The organism is Bradyrhizobium sp. LLZ17, assembly GCF_041200145.1.
In the GTDB taxonomy this organism is placed as follows: Bacteria; Pseudomonadota; Alphaproteobacteria; order Rhizobiales; family Xanthobacteraceae; genus Bradyrhizobium.
Window position 1 is genome coordinate 2,215,505 of the sequence record NZ_CP165734.1, and the last position, 23,493, is coordinate 2,238,997.

The 23,493-nt window shown below is 64.0% G+C and carries 22 protein-coding genes and 1 pseudogene; 18 read left to right on the forward strand and 5 right to left on the reverse strand.

The genetic code is table 11. The annotated features are described in order from the left end of the window. Positions 1–348: 348 nt before the first annotated feature. Positions 349–531, forward strand: a complete 183-nt coding sequence (locus AB8Z38_RS11085) for a hypothetical protein (RefSeq protein WP_369725009.1) — start codon at positions 349–351, stop codon at positions 529–531. A gap of 76 nt (positions 532–607) precedes the next feature. On the opposite strand, the gene AB8Z38_RS11090 is transcribed toward AB8Z38_RS11085, so the two are convergent. The 3 genes from AB8Z38_RS11090 to AB8Z38_RS11100 all read right to left on the reverse strand — a co-directional run bounded on the left by AB8Z38_RS11090 (position 608) and on the right by AB8Z38_RS11100 (position 1,432). Next, positions 608–832, reverse strand: a complete 225-nt coding sequence (locus AB8Z38_RS11090) for a hypothetical protein (protein WP_369725011.1) — start codon at positions 830–832, stop codon at positions 608–610. A gap of 54 nt (positions 833–886) precedes the next feature. Continuing rightward, positions 887–1,129, reverse strand: a complete 243-nt coding sequence (locus AB8Z38_RS11095; protein WP_369725012.1) for a transcriptional regulator — start codon at positions 1,127–1,129, stop codon at positions 887–889. 93 nt (positions 1,130–1,222) lie between these two features. Next, on the reverse strand, positions 1,223–1,432 hold the full coding sequence (locus tag AB8Z38_RS11100) for a cold-shock protein (RefSeq protein WP_045006404.1): 210 nt from the start codon (positions 1,430–1,432) through the stop codon (positions 1,223–1,225). Positions 1,433–1,856: 424 nt separating this feature from the next. On the opposite strand from AB8Z38_RS11100, the gene AB8Z38_RS11105 reads away from it, so the two are divergent. After that, positions 1,857–2,300, forward strand: a complete 444-nt coding sequence (locus tag AB8Z38_RS11105) for an SRPBCC family protein (protein WP_369725014.1) — start codon at positions 1,857–1,859, stop codon at positions 2,298–2,300. Positions 2,301–2,509: 209 nt separating this feature from the next. Here AB8Z38_RS11105 and AB8Z38_RS11110 read toward each other — a convergent pair whose 3' ends face one another. Further along, positions 2,510–3,835: an Hsp70 family protein gene (locus tag AB8Z38_RS11110; RefSeq protein WP_369725016.1), complete on the reverse strand. Its 1,326-nt coding sequence runs from the start codon at positions 3,833–3,835 to the stop codon at positions 2,510–2,512. A gap of 264 nt (positions 3,836–4,099) precedes the next feature. Between AB8Z38_RS11110 and AB8Z38_RS11115 the strand changes: the two genes are divergently transcribed. The 14 genes and pseudogenes from AB8Z38_RS11115 (at position 4,100) to AB8Z38_RS11180 (ending at position 19,984) form a co-directional block, all read left to right on the forward strand. Next, the gene (locus tag AB8Z38_RS11115) at positions 4,100–4,237 is read left to right on the forward strand and encodes a hypothetical protein (protein ID WP_369725018.1); all 138 of its coding nucleotides are present in this window, start codon (positions 4,100–4,102) and stop codon (positions 4,235–4,237) included. A 231-nt stretch (positions 4,238–4,468) separates the two neighbouring features. After that, positions 4,469–5,757 (forward strand): annotated as a pseudogene (oxlT, locus tag AB8Z38_RS11120) (oxalate/formate MFS antiporter). A gap of 257 nt (positions 5,758–6,014) precedes the next feature. Further along, the gene (oxlT, locus tag AB8Z38_RS11125) at positions 6,015–7,331 is read left to right on the forward strand and encodes an oxalate/formate MFS antiporter (protein WP_369725020.1); all 1,317 of its coding nucleotides are present in this window, start codon (positions 6,015–6,017) and stop codon (positions 7,329–7,331) included. Between the two features lie 192 nt (positions 7,332–7,523). Then, entirely contained in the window at positions 7,524–7,949 is a 426-nt protein-coding gene (locus AB8Z38_RS11130; RefSeq protein ID WP_369725022.1) for a CBS domain-containing protein, read from the forward strand. A gap of 237 nt (positions 7,950–8,186) precedes the next feature. Continuing rightward, a complete protein-coding gene (locus AB8Z38_RS11135; RefSeq protein WP_369725024.1) occupies positions 8,187–9,206 on the forward strand; it encodes a 2-dehydropantoate 2-reductase in 1,020 nt (339 codons plus the stop codon). Positions 9,207–9,217: 11 nt separating this feature from the next. After that, positions 9,218–9,991 (forward strand): fumarylacetoacetate hydrolase family protein, encoded by a 774-nt coding sequence (locus tag AB8Z38_RS11140; RefSeq protein WP_369725026.1) that lies wholly within the window; start codon positions 9,218–9,220, stop codon positions 9,989–9,991. Positions 9,992–10,311: 320 nt separating this feature from the next. Next, on the forward strand, positions 10,312–11,718 hold the full coding sequence (locus tag AB8Z38_RS11145) for a hypothetical protein (RefSeq protein ID WP_369725027.1): 1,407 nt from the start codon (positions 10,312–10,314) through the stop codon (positions 11,716–11,718). A 50-nt stretch (positions 11,719–11,768) separates the two neighbouring features. Further along, positions 11,769–12,485 (forward strand): hypothetical protein, encoded by a 717-nt coding sequence (locus AB8Z38_RS11150; protein WP_369725029.1) that lies wholly within the window; start codon positions 11,769–11,771, stop codon positions 12,483–12,485. Positions 12,486–12,655: 170 nt separating this feature from the next. Continuing rightward, positions 12,656–12,847 carry a hypothetical protein gene (locus AB8Z38_RS11155; protein ID WP_369725031.1) on the forward strand — a complete coding sequence of 64 codons (192 nt, stop codon included), beginning with the start codon at positions 12,656–12,658 and terminating at the stop codon, positions 12,845–12,847. 56 nt (positions 12,848–12,903) lie between these two features. Beyond that, positions 12,904–13,554: a hypothetical protein gene (locus AB8Z38_RS11160; protein WP_369725033.1), complete on the forward strand. Its 651-nt coding sequence runs from the start codon at positions 12,904–12,906 to the stop codon at positions 13,552–13,554. 297 nt (positions 13,555–13,851) lie between these two features. After that, the gene (locus tag AB8Z38_RS11165) at positions 13,852–14,805 is read left to right on the forward strand and encodes an NAD(P)H-dependent flavin oxidoreductase (RefSeq protein WP_369725035.1); all 954 of its coding nucleotides are present in this window, start codon (positions 13,852–13,854) and stop codon (positions 14,803–14,805) included. A 25-nt stretch (positions 14,806–14,830) separates the two neighbouring features. Beyond that, positions 14,831–15,802 (forward strand): zinc-binding alcohol dehydrogenase family protein, encoded by a 972-nt coding sequence (locus AB8Z38_RS11170; RefSeq protein ID WP_369725037.1) that lies wholly within the window; start codon positions 14,831–14,833, stop codon positions 15,800–15,802. Between the two features lie 232 nt (positions 15,803–16,034). Next, positions 16,035–17,426: a cation diffusion facilitator family transporter gene (locus AB8Z38_RS11175; RefSeq protein WP_369725039.1), complete on the forward strand. Its 1,392-nt coding sequence runs from the start codon at positions 16,035–16,037 to the stop codon at positions 17,424–17,426. A 227-nt stretch (positions 17,427–17,653) separates the two neighbouring features. Then, entirely contained in the window at positions 17,654–19,984 is a 2,331-nt protein-coding gene (locus tag AB8Z38_RS11180) for a PAS domain-containing sensor histidine kinase (protein ID WP_369725041.1), read from the forward strand. A gap of 328 nt (positions 19,985–20,312) precedes the next feature. Here AB8Z38_RS11180 and AB8Z38_RS11185 read toward each other — a convergent pair whose 3' ends face one another. After that, on the reverse strand, positions 20,313–21,206 hold the full coding sequence (locus AB8Z38_RS11185; protein WP_369725042.1) for a LysR family transcriptional regulator: 894 nt from the start codon (positions 21,204–21,206) through the stop codon (positions 20,313–20,315). Positions 21,207–21,430: 224 nt separating this feature from the next. Here AB8Z38_RS11185 and AB8Z38_RS11190 point away from each other — a divergent pair, with 224 nt between their 5' ends. Beyond that, positions 21,431–21,931 (forward strand): formate dehydrogenase subunit gamma, encoded by a 501-nt coding sequence (locus tag AB8Z38_RS11190; protein WP_369725044.1) that lies wholly within the window; start codon positions 21,431–21,433, stop codon positions 21,929–21,931. Beyond that, positions 21,928–23,484 carry a formate dehydrogenase beta subunit gene (locus tag AB8Z38_RS11195; protein WP_369725046.1) on the forward strand — a complete coding sequence of 519 codons (1,557 nt, stop codon included), beginning with the start codon at positions 21,928–21,930 and terminating at the stop codon, positions 23,482–23,484. Before AB8Z38_RS11190 ends, AB8Z38_RS11195 begins: the two co-directional genes overlap by 4 nt. Positions 23,485–23,493: the final 9 nt, after the last annotated feature.

Genomic DNA, 23,493 nt, shown 5'->3' on the forward strand with positions numbered 1-23,493 from the left:
ATTTTACGAATCTCATTTGACGCGTCGGGCAAAACAGGGGTAGCATGCTCTCATCCAAAAAGGGTCTTGCCCCCGCGCGCTACGCGCGACCGGCCCCAGCGCTGAATTAGGGACCGGACCCCAGGAACTGATGCGAGGGCCGGACGTTGGTCGGGCGTACTCCCGGAAATGTGAGCGTGCCGCCGCCACAGCGAGGCACCGAACACCTCGCGGAAGACCTGCCCAAAGCTGAAGAATCGCCCGCCTTGTCGTCCCCGAGGATGACAAGTCGATCGAAATCAGCTTGTGTGCGGGAGGCGTCGCGTCCGGCAGTTCGGGACCACGCTCGTTGATCAAACCGAGGTCGAAATGTCGAAAGATCAATCCTCTGATCGAGCCAAGCGTGAGGCCAACAAGGCATTCAAGCCTGTTCAAACGCAAAAGCCGATCAATGACTACGCGAAGGACCAGAACTCCTTCAACGAGAACCGCGAGCGGCTGAAAGCGGAGCGATTGGCCCGCGAGACCAAGGCGGGAGAGCGTTCCGAATAGGACGCTCTGTGGCAGCTAGAATCGCATCCGGGCGATCGAAGGTCGCACCAGGCCCGGCATCGAATCGGTGCCTTGCCTACAACATCGAGAGCACGACGATCCCGTCTTCGAGCTCCCCCGAAGCCAGCCGCGTCCGCGCGATGCGCTCGAACTCGGTCCGGTATTTCTGAAGGTAGCTGAAGGCCTGCTTCTGCGTCGCAAACGTGGTCGCAAGCCGGCACATCTGTCGGCCCGCGCCGAGCGCGAGAAAGAAGGTGATTGTGCCACCGCGGTCCGGTTTGACTCTAGGCAAGACCCGCACCCTTCGGCATGTGACCGGCCCTCTCCAGATCTTCGTCAGCGCGATTGAAGTCGGCTATTGCGGCTGCTTCTTCTTGCGCTTCGTCGAAGTGGGTGCCGGCAACGACGCTTGAAGGGTTGCGTCGGCGACTTCCTTGGCTTGACGCAGCTCTCGAAGCCGCGCCATGTTCTTGCGAACATCGACGGCCTGCCTTTCGGCATCCGCCATCGCTTTTGCACCTTCTTCAGCAGCCAGGCGTTGTCGATTGGAACGCGCGATGCCTTCGGGTGACGGTTCTGCCGATCTCTTGGCGCTCATCTTTCACCCTGTTCAACAGAGAAAACCCGCTCAATCCAGGGATCGAGCGGGCAGCGTGCCGTTTCAGTACATCCGTGAAACGGCGCAGATAGCTCAAGCCAGCGAGAGGTTCTCAGCGCTGACCTTGCCCCGCATCTTGTCGGTCTTGGCCTCGAAGGTGACCTTCTGGCCCTCGGCGAGACCCGCAAGACCGGCCCGCTCGACCGCGCTGATGTGAACGAACACATCGTTGCCGCCGTCGTCGGGCTGAATGAATCCGAAACCCTTTTGGCCGTTAAACCACTTCACAGTACCTGTCGTCATTTTTCTTCTCCAAAGAGCACATATGTGCATTCCGCGTGACGTTCACGCGGAACCGTTTCAATTCGTCGATGTCGATGGAAAAGGAGCCCGCGGGCGCATTCAACAAGGCACAGCGGCTGAACGAACAACTTTAGGGTATACCTCATCACCCTCCCGCGCAAGGCTTGCCAAGGGGTTAATTGGGCCCAGGGACGCCCGGCGGGGCCGTCTTGCGGGGTTTGAGGCACTCAAGAGGCGCGTGTGGCAGCCGGTTTCGGACGCGCGCCCAGCGTTCCCCGCTCGCGATCCGCCGCAGCCGCTTTCAACAAAAAGCCAGCAAGAAAATCCAACAAATCATGTCGGACCCGCGCCGTGTCGTTCGTCCTCGGAGCATGAACGGGCAACAGACGTGAGCGTCCGGCCCTTCAATTGATGAGGAATGAACATGCCCAGCACTGTACGCCTGCACCGCGTTCTGACCACCAGCCCGGACAAAATCTACCGCGCGTTCCTCGAGGCGGACGCGCTTGCGAAATGGCTTCCGCCGAATGGCTTCACCTGCACCGTGCATCATCTGGAGCCCAAGGTCGGCGGCACCTTCAAAATGTCGTTCCGGAATTTTACGACGGGCAACGGCCACGCCTTCGGCGGCGAATATCTCGAGCTCGTGCCGGGCGAACGGCTACGCTACACGGACAAATTCGACGACCCCAATCTGCCCGGCGAAATCCAGGTGACCGTGATGCTGAAGAAAGTATCGGTCGGCACCGAGCTCGAGGTCACGCAGGCCGGCATCCCGGACGCCATTCCGCCGGAAGCCTGTTACCTCGGCTGGCAGGAATCGCTGCGAAACCTCGCCAGGCTCGTCGAGCCCGAGATCAACCAGTAGCTAAACGCGATCCGGGTGAAAGCGGCTATCCGCGCGTCGATCCGTTCGATCGGATGCGCGGATCCATCCCCGTCATTGCGAGCGCAGCGAAGCAATCCAGACTGTGTCCGAAGAGGGATTCTGGATTGCTTCCGCCTTCGCCGAGGCTTCGGCGGACAAGTCGCTACGCTCGCAATGACGGAGAATGAGGGACTCTTGGAGTGAACGACTCACATCTTCGCCTTGAGCCCGCCATCCGCGGTCCAGCGGTCCGGCTCGGCACTATGTCCGATCAAGGCGAGGCCGTAGGCGATCGACTCGAACTGGTCGCCCGACATCAGCCGCTCGTTGCCGAACCGGTCGGCGAACAGTTTTCGCACGGCAGGTACGAATGAGGTGCCGCCGGTCAAGAAAACCTTCTCGATGTCGCGCGCAGTGACGCCCGCCTCGCCCAGCACCTTGTCGACGGTGGCCCCTAGCCGCGCGATATCGTCGGCGATCCAGGCTTCGAATTTTTTCCGTGTGATGATCGAGCCGATATCGACGCCGCCGCCCTTGAAGCGGAAGTCCACCTCGTCCCGGGCCGACAGCGCGACCTTGGCGTCGGACACCGCGCGGTACAGCGAAAAGCCGAGGTCGAGGTCGACGATGGTGATGAAATCCTGAAGCAGGGCCGGCTTCAGCGCGGTGCGCGACAGCTCCCGCAGCTCGCGCAAATCGCCGTTGCTCTTCATCAGCGCCAGTTGATGCCAGCGCGCGAGGTTGGTGTAGTGGCTATTCGGGATCGGCAGCACCTTGTCGAACGAACGAAAGCTCGAGCCTTTGCCCAGCCGCGGTGAGACGACGTGGTCGACGATGCGATAATCGAAAGTGTCACCCGCAATGCCGATGCCGGCATGGCCGAGCGGCTCGGCGCGCAAGTTTCCGCCCGCGCGCGAAAAACGCATCACCGAGAAATCGCTGGTGCCGCCGCCGAAATCCGCAACCAAAACTGTCGCATCGCGCTCGAGCCGGCGCGCGAAGGAGAACGCAGCGCCCACCGGCTCGTAGACATAGCGGGCGTGCGGCGCGCCGAGGCGCTCGAACGCGGCCCGGTAGCGCTGCATCGCCAGCGCCTCGTCGGGATTGCCACCGGCGAAGCGCACCGGACGGCCGACCGTGATGTTGGCCGCCTCGAAGCCGAATTTCTCGCCGCCATGGCGGGCCAGCGTCCGCAGGAACGCCGCCAGAATATCCTCGAATTTGTAGCGCTGCCGGAACACCTGGGTGGTGTTGAAGCTGCTGCTCGCTGCGAAGGTCTTGAACGACTGGAGGAAGCGGTAGATGTGGCGTCCTTCGAGAAACTGCTCGATCGCCCAGGGGCCGCCTTCAGCCTGGGCGCCGGCTCCCGGCCGATCTTCCCAGAAGCACAGGGCCGACACATAGACGCTGTGCCGCTGCCCGCCATGGTCGAAGCGAATGGCCTCGACCCGGCGGTCATCCACCGCGATCGCGACGACCGTATTGCTGGTTCCAAAATCAATGCCGATCGAGACGGCGGGCGAGGCGCTCGACATGAACCACTCTGCGAGATGACTGGAAAAGGGGGCAGACCACTAGCGGCTTTGCACTGCGGTGCCAAGACCTGGGCCGTTATGGCCAAGATCCGGATTTCGGGCCCAATCTAGCCCGAAGTGGCCGCTTTAACGGGCCGTCATGCTGCAACGCGAAAGATTAAATGCTGCTATGCAATGTCATGCATCGACTTTGGCATCTGGTATACATAGATTGCCTTTCGAAATGAGACAGTAATGCTGACCGTCTCGAAGAAAGGAATTCCGATGTCCAAGACTGCTTCCGTCGCGCTCGCGCCCTCCCCCTCGCTGTTCGCCCGTTTCATGACCGCCGTCGACCGCCTCCTGATGGCGAGCGCCGAGATCTCGAACCGCAATGGCGACCTCCCCCGCTTCGGCCTGTAAGGGCATCGCGCGTCGAATTGTCGCGGCGGTTGTAAAACCGGCGAATTCCTACTTTCGAAGAATGGCCCCGCCCAGCGGGGCCATTTCTATTTGGGATTGGCTCATTCGCGTCGTCTCGCGGCGGTTGCGTCATAAGCGCGCAACGGGCCGCGCGCGCTTGTAGCTTGGCATAATGAATACAAGAATGCTGCCAACGCTCGCTGAAAAATAGAAGCGCTCATTGGAGGATTCATGACGGACATGGTTCAGGCAACATCGGCCCCTGCAGCCGCACGCGTCAGCGACACGTATCGCTGGGCGCAATTGGCGATCGGCGTCGCGGCCATGGTGATGATCGCCAATTACCAATATGGCTGGACCTTCTTCGTCCCCGACATCCAGAAGACTTTTGGTTGGGATCGCGCCTCGATCCAGTGGGCTTTACGCTGTTCGTCTTGTTCGAGACCTGGCTCGTGCCGGTCGAAGGATGGTTTGTCGATAAATACGGTCCGCGCCTCGTCGTGCTCGTCGGTGGCGTGCTCTGCGCGGCCGGCTGGGCGATCAACGCGCAAGCCACCACGCTCAACGGCTACTACCTCGGCATGATCATCGCGGGCATCGGCGCCGGCGGCGTCTATGGCACCTGCGTCGGCAACGCGCTGAAATGGTTTCCCGACAAACGCGGCCTTGCCGCGGGCATCACGGCCGCGGGCTTCGGTGCGGGCTCTGCCCTCACCGTCGCGCCGATCCAGGCCATGATCAAGGACTCCGGATTCCAGAGCACCTTCCTCTATTTCGGCCTGGGACAAGGCATCATCATCTGCATTCTCGCCTTTTTCCTGCTCGCCCCAAAGCCAGGGCAGGTACCCAACGTGGTGGCGAATGCCGCTCTCGCGCAGAGCCGCCGCAACTACCAGCCGACCGAGGTGCTGCGTCAGCCGATCTTCTGGCTGATGTATTTCATGTTCGTGATCGTCGGCGCTGGCGGCTTGATGGTGACGGCGAACCTGAAGCCGATCGCGGTGGACTGGAAGGTCGACGCCGTGCCGGTGACGCTGATCGGCATGACCATGACCGCGGTGACGTTCGCAGCGACGATCGACCGCGTGCTCAACGGGCTGACGCGTCCGTTCTTCGGCTGGATCTCCGACATGATAGGCCGCGAGAACACGATGTTCATCGCCTTCGGCATGGAAGGCTTTGGCATCTGGATGCTTTATCTCTGGGGCCAGGATCCGATCTGGTTCGTGATCCTGTCGGGCTTCGTGTTCTTTGCCTGGGGCGAGATCTACTCGCTGTTTCCCTCGACCTGCACCGATACGTTCGGCGCAAAATTCGCGACGACCAATGCCGGCCTGCTTTACACCGCCAAGGGCACGGCCGCGCTTCTGGTGCCGCTCGCCAATTATGTGCAGCAGAGTTCGGGCCATTGGGACAACGTCTTCATCCTCGCGGCTGGCGCCAACATCCTCGCCGCGCTGCTCGCGCTGTTGGTGCTCAAACCCTGGCGCAGGGTCGTGGTCGCGCAATCGGCGATCTGACACGCCGCACACGTGATCACGTGCATGACGCCCGGCCCTCGCGGCCGGGCGTTTTCGCGTTGCGGAAAACGCCAATTATTCTACAAATCCGAAGGAAAAGCCGCACTTTCTTGAGTCGGCCCCGCAGATAGGGCTTGCATTCTGGAATATGGTATACCAAGCTTCCCGCTGCGCTTGCGACCATAAGACACAATGTTTGCGACATCTGGTCATCTTGGCAGTTGATGTCGATCAGACAGGCGCTTGGGAGGTTATCGATGATTTCCAGCACGGATGGCGCCGTCACAGCTGCGCCTCTTCGCACCGGTTTCCGTTGGCTCCAGCTCGGCATGGGCATCGTCTGCATGGCGATGATCGCGAACCTGCAATATGGCTGGACGCTGTTTGTCGACCCGATCGATGCGGCCCACCATTGGGGACGCGCCGCGATCCAGCTCGCTTTCACCATCTTCGTCGTGACCGAGACCTGGCTGGTGCCGATCGAGGCCTGGTTCGTCGACAAATACGGCCCGCGCATCGTCATCATGTTCGGTGGCGTGATGATCGCGCTGTCCTGGATCCTCAATTCCTATGCGGACTCGCTCACCCTGCTGTACGCAGCGGCGGTCGTCGGCGGCATGGGCGCGGGCGCGGTGTACGGCACGTGCGTCGGCAACGCGCTGAAATGGTTTCCTGATCGCCGCGGTCTGGCGGCCGGCGCGACTGCCGCAGGCTTCGGCGCGGGCGCCGCGCTCACGGTCGTTCCGATCGCGATGATGATCGCATCCAGCGGCTACCAGAGCGCGTTCTTCAAGTTCGGCATCGGCCAAGGCGTGATCGTGTTCGTGCTCGCCTTCTTCATCCAGCCGCCGCGGATCTCAATTCCGCCGAAGAAGAAGCAGCTCAACCTGCCGCAGACCAAGATCGACTTCACCCCGCCGCAGGTGCTGCGCGCCCCTATTTTCTGGGTGATGTATCTCGTTTTCGTCATGGTCGCCTCAGGCGGCCTGATGACCGCGGCGCAGATCGCGCCGATCGCGCACGACTTCAAGATCGCCAGCACGCCGGTCACGCTGCTCGGCTTCCAGATGGCGGCGCTGACTTTCGCGATTTCGCTCGACCGCATCTTCGACGGCTTCGGCCGGCCGTTCTTCGGCTGGGTTTCCGACACCATCGGCCGTGAGAACACCATGTTCATCGCCTTCGGCACCGCGGCCTTGATGCTGCTGGCGCTGTCGGCCTATGGCCACGTGCCGATGGTGTTCGTGCTTGCGACTGCGGTTTACTTCGGCGTCTTCGGCGAGATCTACTCGCTGTTTCCCGCGACCAGCGGCGATACCTTCGGCTCGAAATATGCGACCACCAACAACGGCATGCTCTACACCGCGAAAGGCACGGCCTCGCTGCTCGTCCCGCTCGCGAGCGTGATCTCGGCAGCCTATGGCTGGAAGGCCGTGTTCGTGGTGGCGGTCGCGCTGAACGCCACGGCCGCGCTGACGGCGCTGTTCGTGATCAAGCCGATGCGCCGCTCCTTCATCCTCGGCAACGAAGCGACGTCCGCCGAAACCGCTGCCGGAAGCACCAAGGCGGCGTAGCCCCGCATCAACCGCATCCATCAGGAAGGGGGCGCATCGCTGCGCCCCTTTCTTTTTGGCCTGGCGCTTGTTGGGTCCTGCGGCAATGTCAGCATCGCTGCCGCAAGATTTTTCGGATCAGCCAAATCCAATGCTTGACGATTGGCATAATGTATACCACACTTGCTCCATCATTCACCCAGGGAGGTTGCAATGCTGGTCGGAGACATTCTGCGCAAGAAGACGCCGCGCGTTGTTACGGTGCGAATGAACGAAACGGTGGGTATCGCCGCCAAGCTGATGCGCGCCAACAATATCAGCGCGCTGGTGGTCAAGGACGTGGTCCGCTCGGAAGGTAATACCGCCGTCGGCATGTTCACCGAGCGCGACGTGGTGCGTGCGGTCGCCGAGCACGGCGCCAACGGCGTCAACGTCAAGGTCTCGCAGCTTGTCTCGGTGCAGCAGCTGATCTCCTGCACCTCGAGCGATACGATCGAGCACGTCCGGCACCTGATGAACCGCAATCACATCCGCCACCTGCCGGTGATCGACGATTACAGCCTCGTCTCCGTCATCAGCATGCGCGACATCGCGGCTGCCGTCGACGACGCGAGCAACAGCACGCCGAAAGCGGCTTAGGGCAGCTTCATGCAGCCGGCCTGACGCAGCCACGGAAAAGTCGCGCCCCCTCTCCCGCCTGCGGGAGAGGGTTGGGGAGAGGGTGTCTCCGCTAGGGAGACTCCCCAAGAGGATAGAGCCCTCACCCGCCGCGCTCTTCGAGCGCGCCGACCTCTCCCGCAAGCGGGAGAGGTGCCGAGAGCTCGTGCCACGAGCAATCGAAACACTTCCAAAATTCTGGTCACCCGCGAGGATTTCATGAAGATCTGCATCTACGGCGCCGGCGCGATCGGCGGATATCTCGGAGTGCAGCTCGCGCGCGCTGGCGCCGACGTCAGCCTGATCGCGCGCGGCGCACACCTTGCCGCGATGCGCGAGCAGGGCCTGACGCTGCTCGCCGGCGAAGAGAAGCACATCGTCCATCCGCGCTGCACCGACGATCCGGCCGAGCTCGGCGTGCAGGACTACGTCATCGTCACGCTGAAGGCGCATTCGATCACCGGCGTGATCGAGAAAATGAAGCCGCTGCTGGGCCCGCACACCCGCATCGTCACCGCGGTCAACGGCATCCCCTATTGGTACTTCTACAAGCATGGCGGCGCGTACGAGAACGCGACGCTGGACAGCATCGATCCCGGCGGGCGGCAGTGGCACGAGCTCGGCGCCGAGCGCGCCATCGGCTGCATCGTCTATCCCGCGACCGAGATCGAGGCGCCCGGCGTGATCCGCCACGTCTACGGCAACAATTTTCCGCTCGGCGAACCCTCCGGCGAAATCAGCGGGGACGTGCAGCGGCTCGCCGATCTGTTCGTCGCCGCCGGCCTGAAGGCGCCCGTGCTCGACCGCATCCGCGACGAGATCTGGCTCAAGCTGTGGGGCAATGTCTGCTTCAACCCGATCAGCGCGCTGACCCACGCAACGCTCGACGTGATCTGCACCGATCCCGCCACCCGCGCATTGTCGCGCGCGATCATGCTGGAGACGCAAGGCATCGCCGAGACGTTCGGGGTTAAATTCCGTCTCGATGTCGAGCGCCGCATCGAGGGCGCCCGCAAGGTCGGCGCGCACAAGACATCGATGCTTCAGGACCTCGAGCGCGGCCGTCCGATGGAAATCGATCCGCTCGTCACCGTGGTGCAGGAGATGGGTCGCTTGACCAAAATCCCGACGCCCGCGCTCGACTCGGTGCTGGCGATGGTGACCCAGCGCGCCCGCATCGCCGGCCTCTATGACGGCGTCGCCGCGCCGGCCGATTCCCGCGCGCTGGCGGTGGCGTGATGGCTGGCGAGATGAAAAAATGGCTCCGCTTCCGCCATGCCGGCACGACCGGCTTCGGCACGTTGACATCGTCGGGCATCAGCGTTCATGACGGCGAGATGTTCGGCCGCAACGCGCCGAACGGCAAGACGCTCGCGCTGTCGGAGGTCGAGCTGCTGGCACCTTGCGCGCCCAGCAAGATCGTCGCGCTCTGGAATAATTTTCACGCGCTCGCGGCCAAGCTAAACCAGCCCGAGCCGCCGGAGCCACTTTATCTCTTGAAAGCCACCACCAGCATCACGACGCCCGGCGCGGTGATCCGCCGGCCCACTTTCTACGACGGCAAGACCACCTATGAAGGCGAACTCGGCATCGTCATCGGCAAGACCTGCGCGCGCGTCTCGCCTGCCGAGGCAGACGCCTTCATCTTCGGCTATACCTGCGTCAACGACATCACCGCCAACGACATCCTGACCCGCGACCCCACCTTCCCGCAATGGGCCCGCGCCAAGGGGATCGACGATTACGGCCCGTTCGGCCCGGTCATCGCGACCGGCCTCAATCCCGCAAAGCTTACCGTCCGCACCATCCTCAACGGCGCCGAGCGGCAGAACTATCCGATCGCGGACATGATCTTCAGCGCGCAAGAGCTGGTCAGCAAGATCTCTCACAACATGACCCTGCTTGCCGGCGACCTCATCGCGGTGGGGACCTCGGTCGGCGTGGGCGTGATGAAGGAGCAGGTCAACATTGTGACGGTGGCGATCGACGGGATCGGCGAGCTGACCAACGAGTTTCGGCTGTAGCGTCCCGCATTCCGGGCCGCGACCAAGTCGCGAGCTTTGATGCGCAGTTGCGCATCTGAGAATCCATTTCTCCAACGTCTCTGCCGCCCGATGGATTCCGGGCTCGGCGCTTCGCGCCGCCCCGGAATGACGGCGAACGGGTGTTGGCATCGCCTAATTTCGGAAAAACCACTTCCGCGCCCGCCTCCACCAACCCGGCTGACGCAAACCAGCCGTGGATTGCGCGGCCATAAAGCTCCGGCAACCCGTCCGCCCCTTGATCTCGGTTTCGCTCTCCAATAGCAATTATGGCGAGATTGTGCAGGCGTGAGGACGTCACGATGTGGCTGTTTTTCCTGGTTGCCTGGTTTGTCCTGCTCGCCGCCATCGCGCTTCTCGCCCCCCAGGCGTTTGGTTACGACATCACGCACCTGCCCGCCGCGTTTGGGGCCTTGCCGATGCCGCAGCGCATCGCAGCCGGCGCGATCGTGGTGGGCGGGCTGGGCTTGATCGGCGCCACCGCCTGGCGGTTGTCGCGCCAGGACCGACGCCTCGACAAGCTGCGCGACCGCCTCAGGAAGACCCGGGAGGACGTTGTCGTTGCCCACGCGCTGCAAAACCACCTGGACGCCACCGTCCAGCACCTGATCGAGAGCGATCCCAGGGAGGCCGTCTCCGCGCTCCACGACAAGCTCGGCGAGACCGAGCAGCGCGCGCTGCTGCAGCAGGGCCGCAACCAGTCCACCGACATGCACGACCAGCTCGCCGAAATCCGCCGCCGCCAGCAGGAGCTGCGCGAGATCGTCGGCAAGGCCGCCGAGCAGCGCCGGGCGGTCGAGCCGGTCTTCACCGAAATCCGCGACCGCCAGAACCAGCTCGAGCGCTCGCTGCTCGACCTCGAGACCGACGACCGCAAGAACAATCTCGCCGACCGGCTGAAGGACATCGCCGGCGGCATCTCCACGCTGTTGTCGCGGGTGAACGCGGTCCAAGACACCTTCTCGACGCTCAACCAGTACAAGGAAGATCTGGCGAAATCCCACGCCGAGCTGGTGCCGCTGCGCTCGTCCGATGGCGGGCTCAATGCCTTGATCGGCGAACTGAGCCTCAGCCATGAGCGCCTCACCAAGACCGTCGACGAGCTCGAGACCGGCGGCGAAGCTCCGCTCAGCGCACGCGTCGAGGCGCTGTCGAAGAACAAGATCGAGATCGAGCAGCGCCTCGCCCGCATCGACGACAGCGCCAACATCCTCAACACGATCCGGCTTGATTTCGAGGAGCTCGCCCAACGCCAGGCCCAGCTCGAACGCTCGCTCGCCGATGTCGAGACCGACGCCGACGGCACGACGCTCGTCGATCGCCAGAACGCGCTGAACGATTTCATCATCCAGTCGCGCCAGCGTCTCGGGGCCTTGCAGGAGACCGTGGCGACGCTGAATGCCTTCAAGACCGAGATGTCGAAGTCGCAGGCCGACCTCCTCCCGCTGAAGGCCCCGGTATTCGGCATCGAAGCCCTGATCGCCGACGTCAGCACCACCCGCGACCTGCTCGCCAAGACCGTCGGCGAGATCGAGGCAAACGGCGGCGTCCCCCTTGCCTCGCGCGTCGACGCGCTCGCCAAGAGCAAGCGCGACGTCGAAGACCGGCTCGCTCGCATCTTCGACCATTTCAACTCGCTCGACACCCTGCGCAAGGATATCGGCGGCATCTTCTCGACGATCCGGAACAGCCTGAACCGGATCGGGTAAGGCGCGCATCGGAATCGAACCGCGATCCCTCACCATGCGACCAATGGCTCATGCGCATCATCCTCGGCTTCGTTTCCGCCGTGCTCGGCCTGCTCGCCGGCTGGTCCGCCCTTGCGGCGCTGGTGGTGATGCTGGCCGGGCCCGACCGCGATGGCGGCATCGCCATGGGTGCCGTCTTCAGCATCGGCCCGATCGGCGGCGTGCTCGGCCTGATCGCCGGCATCTGGCTGTTCACGCGCATCGGCATCGTCCGAGACGACGCGGCTCCGCCCGTTACCGAAACGTCAGAGACCGCGGCTCGCCCCAAGTCCCGCCTGTCCTTCCCCTTCGCCGTCACGCTGCTGCTCATCACCTCCGGCCTGGCGTGGTGGGGATGGTACGAGTTCATCCGCTCGCCCACTCTCAGCCATGGCTACATGACGCTCGCAATCGAGTTTCGTCTTCCCGCCGGCATGAGCTTGCCGGACAAGGAGGAGGACGTGCACATCGAGGTCGAGGAAGCGAAAGGCTATGCCGACCCCATGTTGCCGCCCAACTGGCGCGCGCATGATGGCGACCGCAAAGCGATCATTGCCTCGGCGTCGCTGATGTACAAGACGCGCCATCGCGCCGTCAGCCTGACGCTGCCGGGCACGCCGACGCAAAGCTGGGCGATCGATCTTCCGTCCGATCCGGATCCGACGCCGGGCTTTTCGCCCTGGCGCGTTGCGAGCGAACCATCGCCGGAAAAGATCGAGATGCATTTCCGCCTCAGCGCTGATCGCTGAGGAGCGCACTACGGCCACTGAAATATTCCGACACATCACATCTCTGCCGACACCGACATATGCCCCCAACATGCCGCGCGGATGCCGCACTGTAGACGCATTCCGACGCCCTTCTGTGAGGCGTGTCTGGGGGCACGGCTCTGCCGTGTTTGGACCAAACCTTCAGGGGTATGAACGTGAAGAAGATTGTATTTGTCGTGGGTGCTACGCTTGCTCTGGTGACCGTTGCGAACGCTGCGGATCTGCCGCGCCGCCAGCCCGTGCCGGTCTATCCGGCGGAGCAGGCCCCGATCGGCAAGATGCCGATTGGCAAGAGCCCGATCGGAAAGGCCCCGATCGGCAAGGCGCCGGCGCACTACTGACGCGCACAATATCGCGCGCTCAACCAGCGAACGGCCAGCAGTCGAGGGGCATTACCGTGACGAGCACATCTGATCGATGGGGATCCCGCCTGCTTGCGGGATTTGCCCTCGCGGCCATGATTGCGTGCACGATGCCATCGGCCTCGGCCCACGAAGCGAACAAGCGCGTTGCCGATGCAAATGCGCTTGTCTCGGCCGACTCCGCGTCACGACCGGCCCGGCAATCGCCGCAACGGCCGGTCGCGCGCGCAGAGAAAGGTCCGTACTATGTCGACTTCCGCGCCCGAACGGCCGCGAGCTGGGGTCACGCCTTCGTCTGGTACGGCAAGACCAGCGAGCGCGCCGTCGAAGTCGCGGGCCTGACGCCGGCGGGCGACACCTGGACCTACGTGCTCGGTTACCTGACCTGGGTGCCGTCGGAGACCGGCGCGAGCTACGGTGATCTCGACCCAGACTATCTGACCGCGAGCTATCGCGTCTACCTGAACGAGGCCGACGCCAAGCGCGTGTTCGCCTACATCAAGAAATTGCAGGCGAGCTCGCCGGTCTGGAACGCCGAGACCACCAATTGCACCGGCTTCATCGGCGACATCGCCGAATTCATGGGATTGAAGGTCCCCTCCCGCTGGCAGCGCCCGGAAAACTTCGTCAACACCCTCAAGGAAATCAACGGCGGCCGCCAAATGGTGCGGCTCTCGGCGGAGTAGCGGGCCAGGCCGTCATTGCGAGCGAAGCGAAGCAATCCAGAATCTCTCCGCTGAGGGATTGTGGATTGCTTCGTCGCGAAGGGCTCCTCGCAATGACGATGTGGAAGCACGGCGCCCGTCACCACCATCCCGGCGTCAACCGTCCAATTATCCGCCCTGCGGAATCACCCGTCCGCTCGCATGAGCGGTCCGCCCCCACCGCACGCCCCTGCAATAGACTTTTCCCGACCCGGGCGGCATCCTGCCGTGATCAGCGATAACACAGCCTGCGGGCCACGCGGGCGGGGGAAACAGAGCATGTTGCAGACACGGTTCACGAAACTCGTCGGCGTCGAGCACCCGATCGTCCAGGGCGGCATGCAATGGGTCGGGCGCGCCGAGCTGGTCGCCGCCGTTGCCAATGCCGGCGCGCTCGGCTTCATCACGGCGCTGACTCAACCGACGCCGGAGGACCTCACCAGGGAAATCGCGCGCTGCCGCGACCTCACCGACAAGCCGTTTGGCGTCAATCTCACCATCCTGCCCGCGATCAAGCCGCCGCCTTACGCCGAATATCGCGCCGCCATCATCGAGAGCGGTATCACAGTGGTCGAAACCGCCGGCAACAAGCCGCAGGAGCATGTCGACGAATTCAAAAAGAACGGCGTCAAGGTCGTGCACAAATGCACCAGCGTCCGCCACGCGCTCTCCGCCGAGCGCATGGGGGTCGACGCCATCTCGATCGACGGTTTCGAATGCGCCGGCCACCCAGGCGAGGACGACACCCCCGGCCTGATCCTGATCCCGGCCGCCGCCCACAAGGTCAAGATCCCGATGATCGCCTCGGGCGGCTTTGCCGACGCCCGCGGCCTCGTCGCCGCGCTGGCGCTCGGCGCCGAGGGCATCAACATGGGGACACGCTTCATGGCCACCAAGGAGAGCCCGATCCACCAGCTCATCAAGGAGAAGATCGTCGCCAACGACGAGCGCGAGACCGAGCTGATCTTCCGCACCATGCGCAACACCTCGCGGGTCGCCCGGAACGAGATCTCGACCATCCGCGAACTCGTCGCCGGCGCCCGCGGCAAGATGGTCTACGCCACCGGCAATTCGGACGAAGGCATCTGGTCAGCCGGCCAGGTGCAGGGCCTGATCCACGACATCCCGAGCTGCGGCGAGCTGATCTCCCGCATCGTGCGCGAGGCGGAAGCCATCATCCGCAGCCGGCTCGAGGCAATGATCGTTCATCCACAACGCGAAGCGGCGGAATAATCACTGCAACAAGCGAGAGCAATTCATGAAGGCTTATGTCTACGGCTTTGACGGCGCTCAGATTTCCGACGTCGCTCAACCAACGCCTAAAGGCACGCAGGTGCTGGTCCGGGTCCGCGCCTGCGGGCTGAACCGCGCCGATACCGGCATGCGCAAGGGCCACGCCCATGGCGCGGCCGGCGGCGCCGGCACCGTGCTCGGCATGGAATGGGCTGGCGAAGTCGCCGAGCTCGGGTCCGACGCGAAGGGCGTCAAGATCGGCGACCGCATCATGGGCTCGGGCGGCGCGGCGTTCGCCGAATACACGCTGGCCGACCACGGCCGGCTGTTCCGCGCGCCCTCGAACATGAATTTCGAGGAGGCCGCCACCCTCCCCGTCGCGCTTGCGACCATGCACAACGCGGTCGTCACTGTGGGCGGCGTGCAGCCGGGGCAAGCCGTGCTGGTCCAGGGCGCGAGCTCCGGGGTCGGCCTGATGGCGATGCAGATCGCCAAGCTCAAGGGCGCCAGACTTGTGATCGGCTCCTCGACCGATGCCTATCGCCGCGGCCGACTCACGGAATATGGCGCCGACCTCGCCGTCGACTCCACCGACCCCAAATGGGTCGACGAGGTGCTGAAAGTGACCAACGGCGAAGGCGTCGACCTCATCGTCGACCAGGTCTCCGGCAAAGTCGCCAACCAGAACCTTGCCGCGAGCAGGATCAAGGGCCGCATCGTCAATGTCGGCCGGCTCGGCGGCACCCATGCCGACTTCAACTTCGACCTGCATGCGGCGCGCCGCATCAGCTATATCGGCGTGACCTTCCGCACCCGCACCATCGAAGAGGTCCGCGAGATCTTCGAGGAGGTCCGCAAGGACATCTGGGGCGCGGTCGAGTCGCGCAAGCTGCAACTGCCGATCGACAAGGTGTTCGCATTCGCCGACATCGACAAGGCGTTCGAGCACATGGAGGCGAACAAGCATCTGGGGAAGATTGTGGTGACCATGCCGTAGCGGTCGTTCCGGGGCGGTGTTGTAGGGTGGGCAAAGGCGCGTAGCGCCGTGCCCACCAACAGTGTCTCCTGATCAACGGTTTGCGGTGGGCACGCTAGCTTTGCCCACCCTACGAGACCTGTCCTTGACCACCAGAAATGACACCAACGACAGTCCCGCTCCTGCAAATCACTCGCGACTACGCCTGTGGATCATCGCTTGATGTTCACCCGGGGACTGCTAAATCCCCGCCATGAGCGCACAGCACAGCAAGACATCGGTCGCGGCAGTCTCAATCCTTGCCAGCGGCGGCATGGCGGCGGCCAAATTCGTGGTCGGCGTCGCGATCGGCTCACTGGCGCTGATCTCCGAGGCCCTGCACTCCTCGGTCGACCTGGTCGCGACCATCATCACCTGGGCGGTGGTGCGGGTCTCGGACAAGCCGGCGGACGACGAGCATCATTACGGCCACGGCAAGCTGGAAAGCATCTCGGCCCTCGGGGTCACCGCCCTGCTCTACGTGCTGGCCGGCGGCATCCTGGTTGAGGCCTATAGCCGGTTGCGCGAGGGAACCCCGCCACCGACGATCTCGGCCGTGCCGTTCGTCGTGCTGGTGATCGACATTCTGGTCAATCTCTGGCGCGCCCGCGCGCTGCACCGTGCAGCACGAGAGACACGGAGCCAGGCGCTGGCCGCAGACGCCCTGCATTTCGCCTCCGACGTCATGGGCTCGTTCGCCGTGATCATCGGTCTGATCCTCGCCGCCCTCGGCTTCTGGTGGGGCGACGCCGCGGCAGCCGCGGCCGTCGCCGTGATGATCGCGGCTCTCGGCCTGCGCATGGCGGGCTCGACGGTGCAGACGCTGGTCGATCGCGCACCGGAGGGCGCACAGGAGAAGGCCACGGCCGCGATCGGCGGCGTGCCCGGCGTGATCGACGTCGAGCGGCTGCGGGTGCGCATGGTCGGCGCGACCACCTTCATCGACGCCATCGTAAAGGTGCCGCGGACCTATCCGATCGACCGCGTCGAGGAGATCAAGCGCAAGGCGCAAGCAGCCGTGGACAAGGCGTTCGGCGATGCCGACCTCACCTTCACTGCCGTGCCGGTCGCGCGCGACAACGAGACCGTGCGCGATCGCATCATGGTGATCGCGCATAATTCGGGCCTCGCCGTTCACCACGTCACGGTACACGAGTTGGGTACGATTCAAGACTCGGGCGGCAAGCTGATCGTCAGCATCGACCTCGAGGTCGGCGCAGAGATGCAGCTCGATGCCGCCCATGAGGTTGCCAACACGCTGGAGCGCAACATCCAGGAAGAGTTCGGCGCGGACGTCGAGGTCGACGTCCATATCGAGCCCTTGGAACCGGAACTGCCGTTCGGCGTCGATGCCGGGCCGGAACGGGTGCAAACCATCGCAACAGCACTCACCGAATACGCCGCCGGCAGCGAGATCCACGACATTCATAATGTGCGCGTGCGCAACACCGATGCCGGCGAGATCGTAAATTTCCACTGCCGCGCCGCGCCGTCGATGAGCGTGATCAAGGTGCACGAGCATGTCGACGCGATCGAGCGCGCGCTGCGCCGCGCTTTTCCAAGCGTGAAGCGCGTCATCAGCCACGCCGAGCCGCCGCGCGCATGATGCAGAAGGTGCGACGAGTCACACGTTCTCGTTTCGGACTCATCGCAAACGTAGTCGTACGGATAATGCGCGTGCGAAGTCTTCATTGGATAAGAATTATTTCGCGTTAACGTTTCGTTGACTCTCGACAGCCTGCGCAAACTGGATTCAAATCGCTGTGATCTCGAAAGCGATGTGGGGCTGCTTTCGGACAAGTATTGCAAGCAGGTTTTCAGGGGGCCGAAGGCATGGCGCGCGCAGACGCCGCGAACGCGTGCGTCCAATCCGATTCGATCAAAGGATTGGCGCAATCGATCGCGAAACCTGCCTATCATAGGCTCCTGATCGCGGAGCCGGCGCTGCGCCGCGCCGTGCCCACGCTCATCATCGCCTTCCTCATCACGATCTGTCTCGGCGCCTTCGTCCAGGTCGTCGACCAGACGCGGCAGAAGCGGCTGGTGATCCAGAACGACATCTCGATGCTTGCCGAACTGCTCGCCGAGCGCATCGACCGCCTCACCTCGTCCCGCGCGGAGCGGCTGAAGAGCATCGAGAACCTGCCGATCTTGCTGTCCGACATGATCCCGTCCCGGGCCAGAGTCTCGGGCCGCCACGTTGTCGTCACCTCGGCCGGCATCGAACGCCGCGTCCTCGCCCGCATTCCGATCGACAGCGATCCCTCGGGCAATGACCATCTGCTCGATGCGATCACCACGGCACAGCTGCTTGCCGCGCCGCCGCGCGACAATGACGTCTCCAACATGACACTGCCGGACGGCAACGCCGCGCTCGCGACCTCGCGGCCGATCAAGTCGCTACCGGGACTCGTCACCGTGATCCAGGAGCGCAACGAGCCGATCTGGGGTTCGGACGCCGCGCTCTCGGTGACGCTGTCGGCGACCACCGGCTTCGTCGTCCTCATCCTCGGCTTCGCCTTCCACTGGCAATCGACCCGGGCCCGCGAAGGCGATCTGATCAACGACGCCGTGCGCGGCCGCATCGACACCGCGCTCAACCGCGGCCGCTGCGGCCTCTGGGACTGGGATTTGTCGCGCGGTCGGATCTTCTGGTCGCAATCGATGTTTTCGATGCTCGGCCTCGACGGCCGCAACGAGCTCCTCACCTTCGGCGAGGTCAACGCGCTGGTGAAGTCCGACGACATCGACCTGTTCGCGATCGCCGACCAGCTCATCTCCGAGAAGATCGACCATATCGACCAGACGTTCCGCATGCAGCATGTCGACGGCCATTGGATCTGGCTCCGCGTCCGCTGCGAGCGGACGCACGGGTCGGGCGATGCCGGCGTGCACCTGATCGGCATCGCGGTCGACATCACCGAGCAGAAGAGCCTCGCCGAGAGGACCGTGGAAGCCGATTTGCGCCTGCGCGACGCGATCGAGACCATTCCGGAAGCCTTCGTGCTGTGGGACGCGAGCGACCGCCTGGTGCTCTGCAACTCGCACTTCCAGCGCCTGCACAAGCTGCCGGACTCGGCCGTCATTCCGGGCACGTCCTATGAAACCGTGCTCGAAGTCGGCCGCATGCCGGAGGTCCGCACCCGCCACAACGAGACCGCTACCCAAGGCCCGGGCGCGCGTACCTTCGAGGCCCAGCTCGACGACAGCAGCTGGCTGCACATCAGCGAGCGCCGCACCAAGGACGGCGGCTACGTCTCGGTCGGCACCGACATCACCCGCATCAAGGAGCACGAGCAGAAGCTCGTCGACAACGATCTGCGCCTGCGCGCCACCGTGATCGACCTGAAGCGCTCCCAGGCGGCGCTGGAACGCCAGACCAACGAGCTCGCCGACCTGGCCGAGAAGTATCAGCGCGAAAAGACCCGGGCCGAGGAAGCCAACCAGACCAAGTCGAAATTCCTCGCCAATATGAGCCACGAGCTGCGCACGCCGCTGAATGCGATCATCGGCTTCTCCGAGATCATGGGCTCAGGCATGTTCGGCGAGCTGGGCTCGGAGAAGTACCAGGAATACTGCCACGACATCCTGACCAGCGGCCACTATCTGCTCGAGGTCATCAACGACGTCCTCGACATGTCCAAGATCGAAGCCGGTCGCATGAAGCTCGACATGGAAGAGCTCGATCTGGCGCAGACACTCGCGGAATCCCTGCGTGTCGTCTCCGGCCGCGCCCACGACAAGCACCTGACGCTCGATGCCGACATCGAGACCTCCATCTCGGTCGTCGCCGACCGCCGCGCGACCAAGCAGATCATCGTCAACCTGCTCTCGAACGCGGTGAAGTTCACCCCCGATGGCGGACGCATCGTGGTGCGCGGCCGCCAACTCGAGGACAGGATCGTGCTGATGATCGCCGACACCGGCATCGGCATCGCACAACACTCGCTGGCGCGGTTGGGGCGTCCGTTCGAGCAGGTCGAGAGCCAGCTCACCAAGACCTATCACGGCTCCGGCCTCGGCCTGGCGATCGCGCGCTCGTTGGCCCAACTCCACGGCGGCTCGATGCGGCTGCGCTCCAAGCTCGACGTCGGCACCGTCGTCCGCGTGACCCTGCCGCGCGACGCGATCAAGGCGGTAGCCGGAATTTCCGCTGCGGCCTGAGGCCTAGTACCCGGAATCATAGCTGAGTGATACGCGATCCTCTGCGAAAGAAGGACTTCCCTTGCTCTCAGATCATCCTGATATCGGCTCGCGACTCACGTTTCAAGAAACGGGGGTACCAGAGCGCGATGAGATGAAGCTCGATCGCTGCAAAGACGCAGGTGTGCTCCCTCGCCCGCTTGCGGGAGAGGGTCGGAGAGAGGGTGGTTCCGCAATGGGACAATCTTCAAGAGGAGAAAGCCCTCACCCGGCGCTTCGCGCCGACCTCTCCCGCAAGCGGGAGAGGTGAAAGAGCCGCGGCAATCGATTCAACCAAACACGTTCCGCTTTAGGATTGCAGCGTTGGTGCCACTTCGCGGGCGACATTGACCAGGGCCGCGATCAGCGGCGTCATCGGATCGCGCTGCGGGATCACGAGGCCGATGCTGTAATTGACTTCGGGATCGACGATCGGGATCGAGCGGACCTTGTCGGATAGGCCGAGCGTCTCGGCGAGCTTGGCCGGCATCACGCTCGCCCAGCGCCCGGTCTTGACATGCGTGTACAGCACGAGCAGCGAGTTCGAGGTCAGGGTCGGGGTCGCCTCCGCGCCGACGGAGCGCAGCGCGCGGTCGATGATGCGGCGGTTCTGCATGTCGGGCGTCAACAGGCACAGCGGCACCTGCCCGACCTCGGTCCATGTCACGGACTCGCGATCGCCGAACATCGCATCCGGCGCGGTCAGCAGGCGATAGCTCTCGTTGTAGAGCGGAATGGTGCGCACCTTGCCGATCGGCTCGTTCTCGATATAGGTCAGCCCCGCATCGACCTCGAGATTTTCCAGCAGTCCCAGCACCTCCGATGAGGTCGTCGACTGGATGCGGAAACGCACATCGGGATGCTTGGCGCGGAACGGCGTCGTCAACGCGGCGACCATGCCGAGCACGGTCGGGATCGCCGCGATGCGGATCTCGCCGGACAGCTTTTCCTTCAGCGAATTGATTTCCTGGCGCATCGCCCGGGCGTCGCCCACGATCCGCCGCGCCCAGTCCAGCGCCCGCTCGCCTTCGGGCGTGAAGCCCTGAAAGCGGGAGCCGCGCTCGACCAGCATCACGCCGAGAATTTCCTCAAGTTGCTTCAACCCGGTCGACATGGTCGGCTGGGTCACGCCGCAGGCTTCCGCCGCGCGCCCGAAATGCCGCTCCTTCGCCAGCGCCAGCAGTAGTTCAAGCTTGTCGAGCAACCGTGCATCCCCTCGAATTCTGACGTGGCACACAACCTAGCACGCCTCACCCATGCCAACACCTGAAAACCGGGCGGCGGATCGGCCACGATTGCGATTTCATATCGATCGATTGCACCGGTCAATCGATCTGAATCCGCAATCGCAGCATGAGACAGCTTTATTGATCTTCGAACGATTCCAAATAGTTTGCGGCGAAGAAACGCCCTGGTTGAGAACGAACAATGACAGCGATTGACGAGCCTTGTTACGGATCCTGTTACGAGCTTTGGGACGAGACGCGCGGCGCCGAGATCATCGCCGACCAAGCCGGCCAGGAGGGCGCGACGCTGGTCATTCTGCATGCGCTTCAGCAGGCATTCGGCTACGTGCCGCAGGCCGCCATTCCCATGGTCGCGCAAGCACTCAATCTGTCGCGCGCCGAGGTGCATGGCGTGTTCACGTTCTATCATGATTTCCGGCACAAGCCGGCCGGCCGCCATGTGCTGAAGCTTTGCCGCGCGGAGGCCTGTCAGGCCGCGGGCGGGGATATGCTGGCTGCCCGCGCCGAAGCGAAGCTCGGCATCTCGCTCGGCAATACCACCGCGGACGATCGCGTCACGCTGGAGCCGATCTATTGCCTCGGACTGTGCGCGACCGCGCCGTCCGCGATGCTCGACGGTCGCCTCGTCGGCCGGCTCGACGACAAGCGGCTCGATGCGCTGCTGGCGGAGGCGCAACGATGAAGATGCGGATATTCGTTCCTCGCGACGCGGCTGCGATCGCGGTCGGCGCCAATGAAATCGTCACGGCATTCGAGCAGATCGCGGAGCAGCGCGGCCTCCCGATCGAGATCGTCAGGACCGGCTCGCGCGGACTTTGCTGGCTGGAGCCGATGGTCGAGGTGGCGACCCCTGCGGGCCGCGTCGCCTACGGCCCGGTGACCCCGGAGGATGTCGCCTCCGTGCTCGAGTCGATGGCGAGCAACCGACCGCATCCGCTGCGGCTTGGCGTCGCCGACGAAATCCCCTGGCTCAAGCGCCAGACCCGCCTCACCTTTGCCCGTTGCGGCGTGATCAATCCGCGCTCGCTCGACGATTATCGCGCCCATGGCGGCTACAAGGGCCTGCAACGCGCGCTGTCGCTCGGCTCGGACACGATCCTGAACGAAGTGACTGCGTCCGGCCTGCGCGGCCGTGGCGGCGCCGGCTTTCCGACCGGCGTCAAATGGAAGACGGTCGCCCAGACCAAGGCGGATCGAAAATTCGTCGTCTGCAACGCCGACGAAGGCGACAGTGGCACTTTCGCGGACCGCATGATCATGGAAGGCGATCCCTTCCTGGTCATCGAGGGCATGACGATCGCCGCGATCACCGTCGGTGCGACCAAGGGCTACGTCTACATCCGCAGCGAATATCCGCACGCGGTCGAAGCGATGAAGGCCGCGATCCAGGCTGCAAAGCACGGCGGCTATCTCGGCGACAGGATCGGCGGCTCCGCGTACAGCTTCGATCTCGACGTGCGCGTCGGCGCCGGCGCCTACGTTTGCGGTGAGGAGACCTCGCTGCTGGAAAGCCTGGAAGGCCGACGTGGCCTCGTGCGCGCCAAACCGCCGCTGCCGGCGCATCACGGCCTGTTCGGCAAGCCGACCGTCATCAACAACGTGCTGTCGTTCGCGGCCATCCCCTTCATCCTGTCCGAGGGCGCCAAGGCCTATGCCGATTTCGGCATGGGCCGTTCGCGCGGCACGATGCCGATCCAGCTCGCCGGCAACATCCGCCAGGGCGGGCTGTTCGAAACCGCGTTCGGCGTGACGCTCGGCGAGCTCGTCGACGACATCGGCGGCGGCACGTTGACCGGCCGTCCCGTTCGCGCGGTGCAGGTCGGCGGCCCGCTCGGCGCTTATTTTCCGCGCGCGCTGTTCGACACGCCGTTCGACTACGAGGCGTTTGCGGCGCGCGACGGCCTGATCGGCCACGGTGGCATCGTCGTGTTCGACGACAGCGTCGACATGCGCAAGCAGGCGCGTTTCGCGATGGAGTTCTGCGCCGTCGAATCCTGCGGCAAGTGCACGCCGTGCCGGATCGGCTCGACTCGCGGCGTCGAAACCATCGAGAAGATCATCCGCGGCGAGCGGGTGAGCGAGAACATCGCGCTCGTCGAGGACCTCTGCAACACCATGAAATTCGGCTCGCTCTGCGCGCTCGGCGGCTTCACGCCCTACCCCGTGCTGAGCGCATTGAAGCATTTCCGGGAAGATTTCGCACCCGTGCCGACCACGCTTCAGGCCGCCGAATAGGAGAACGAC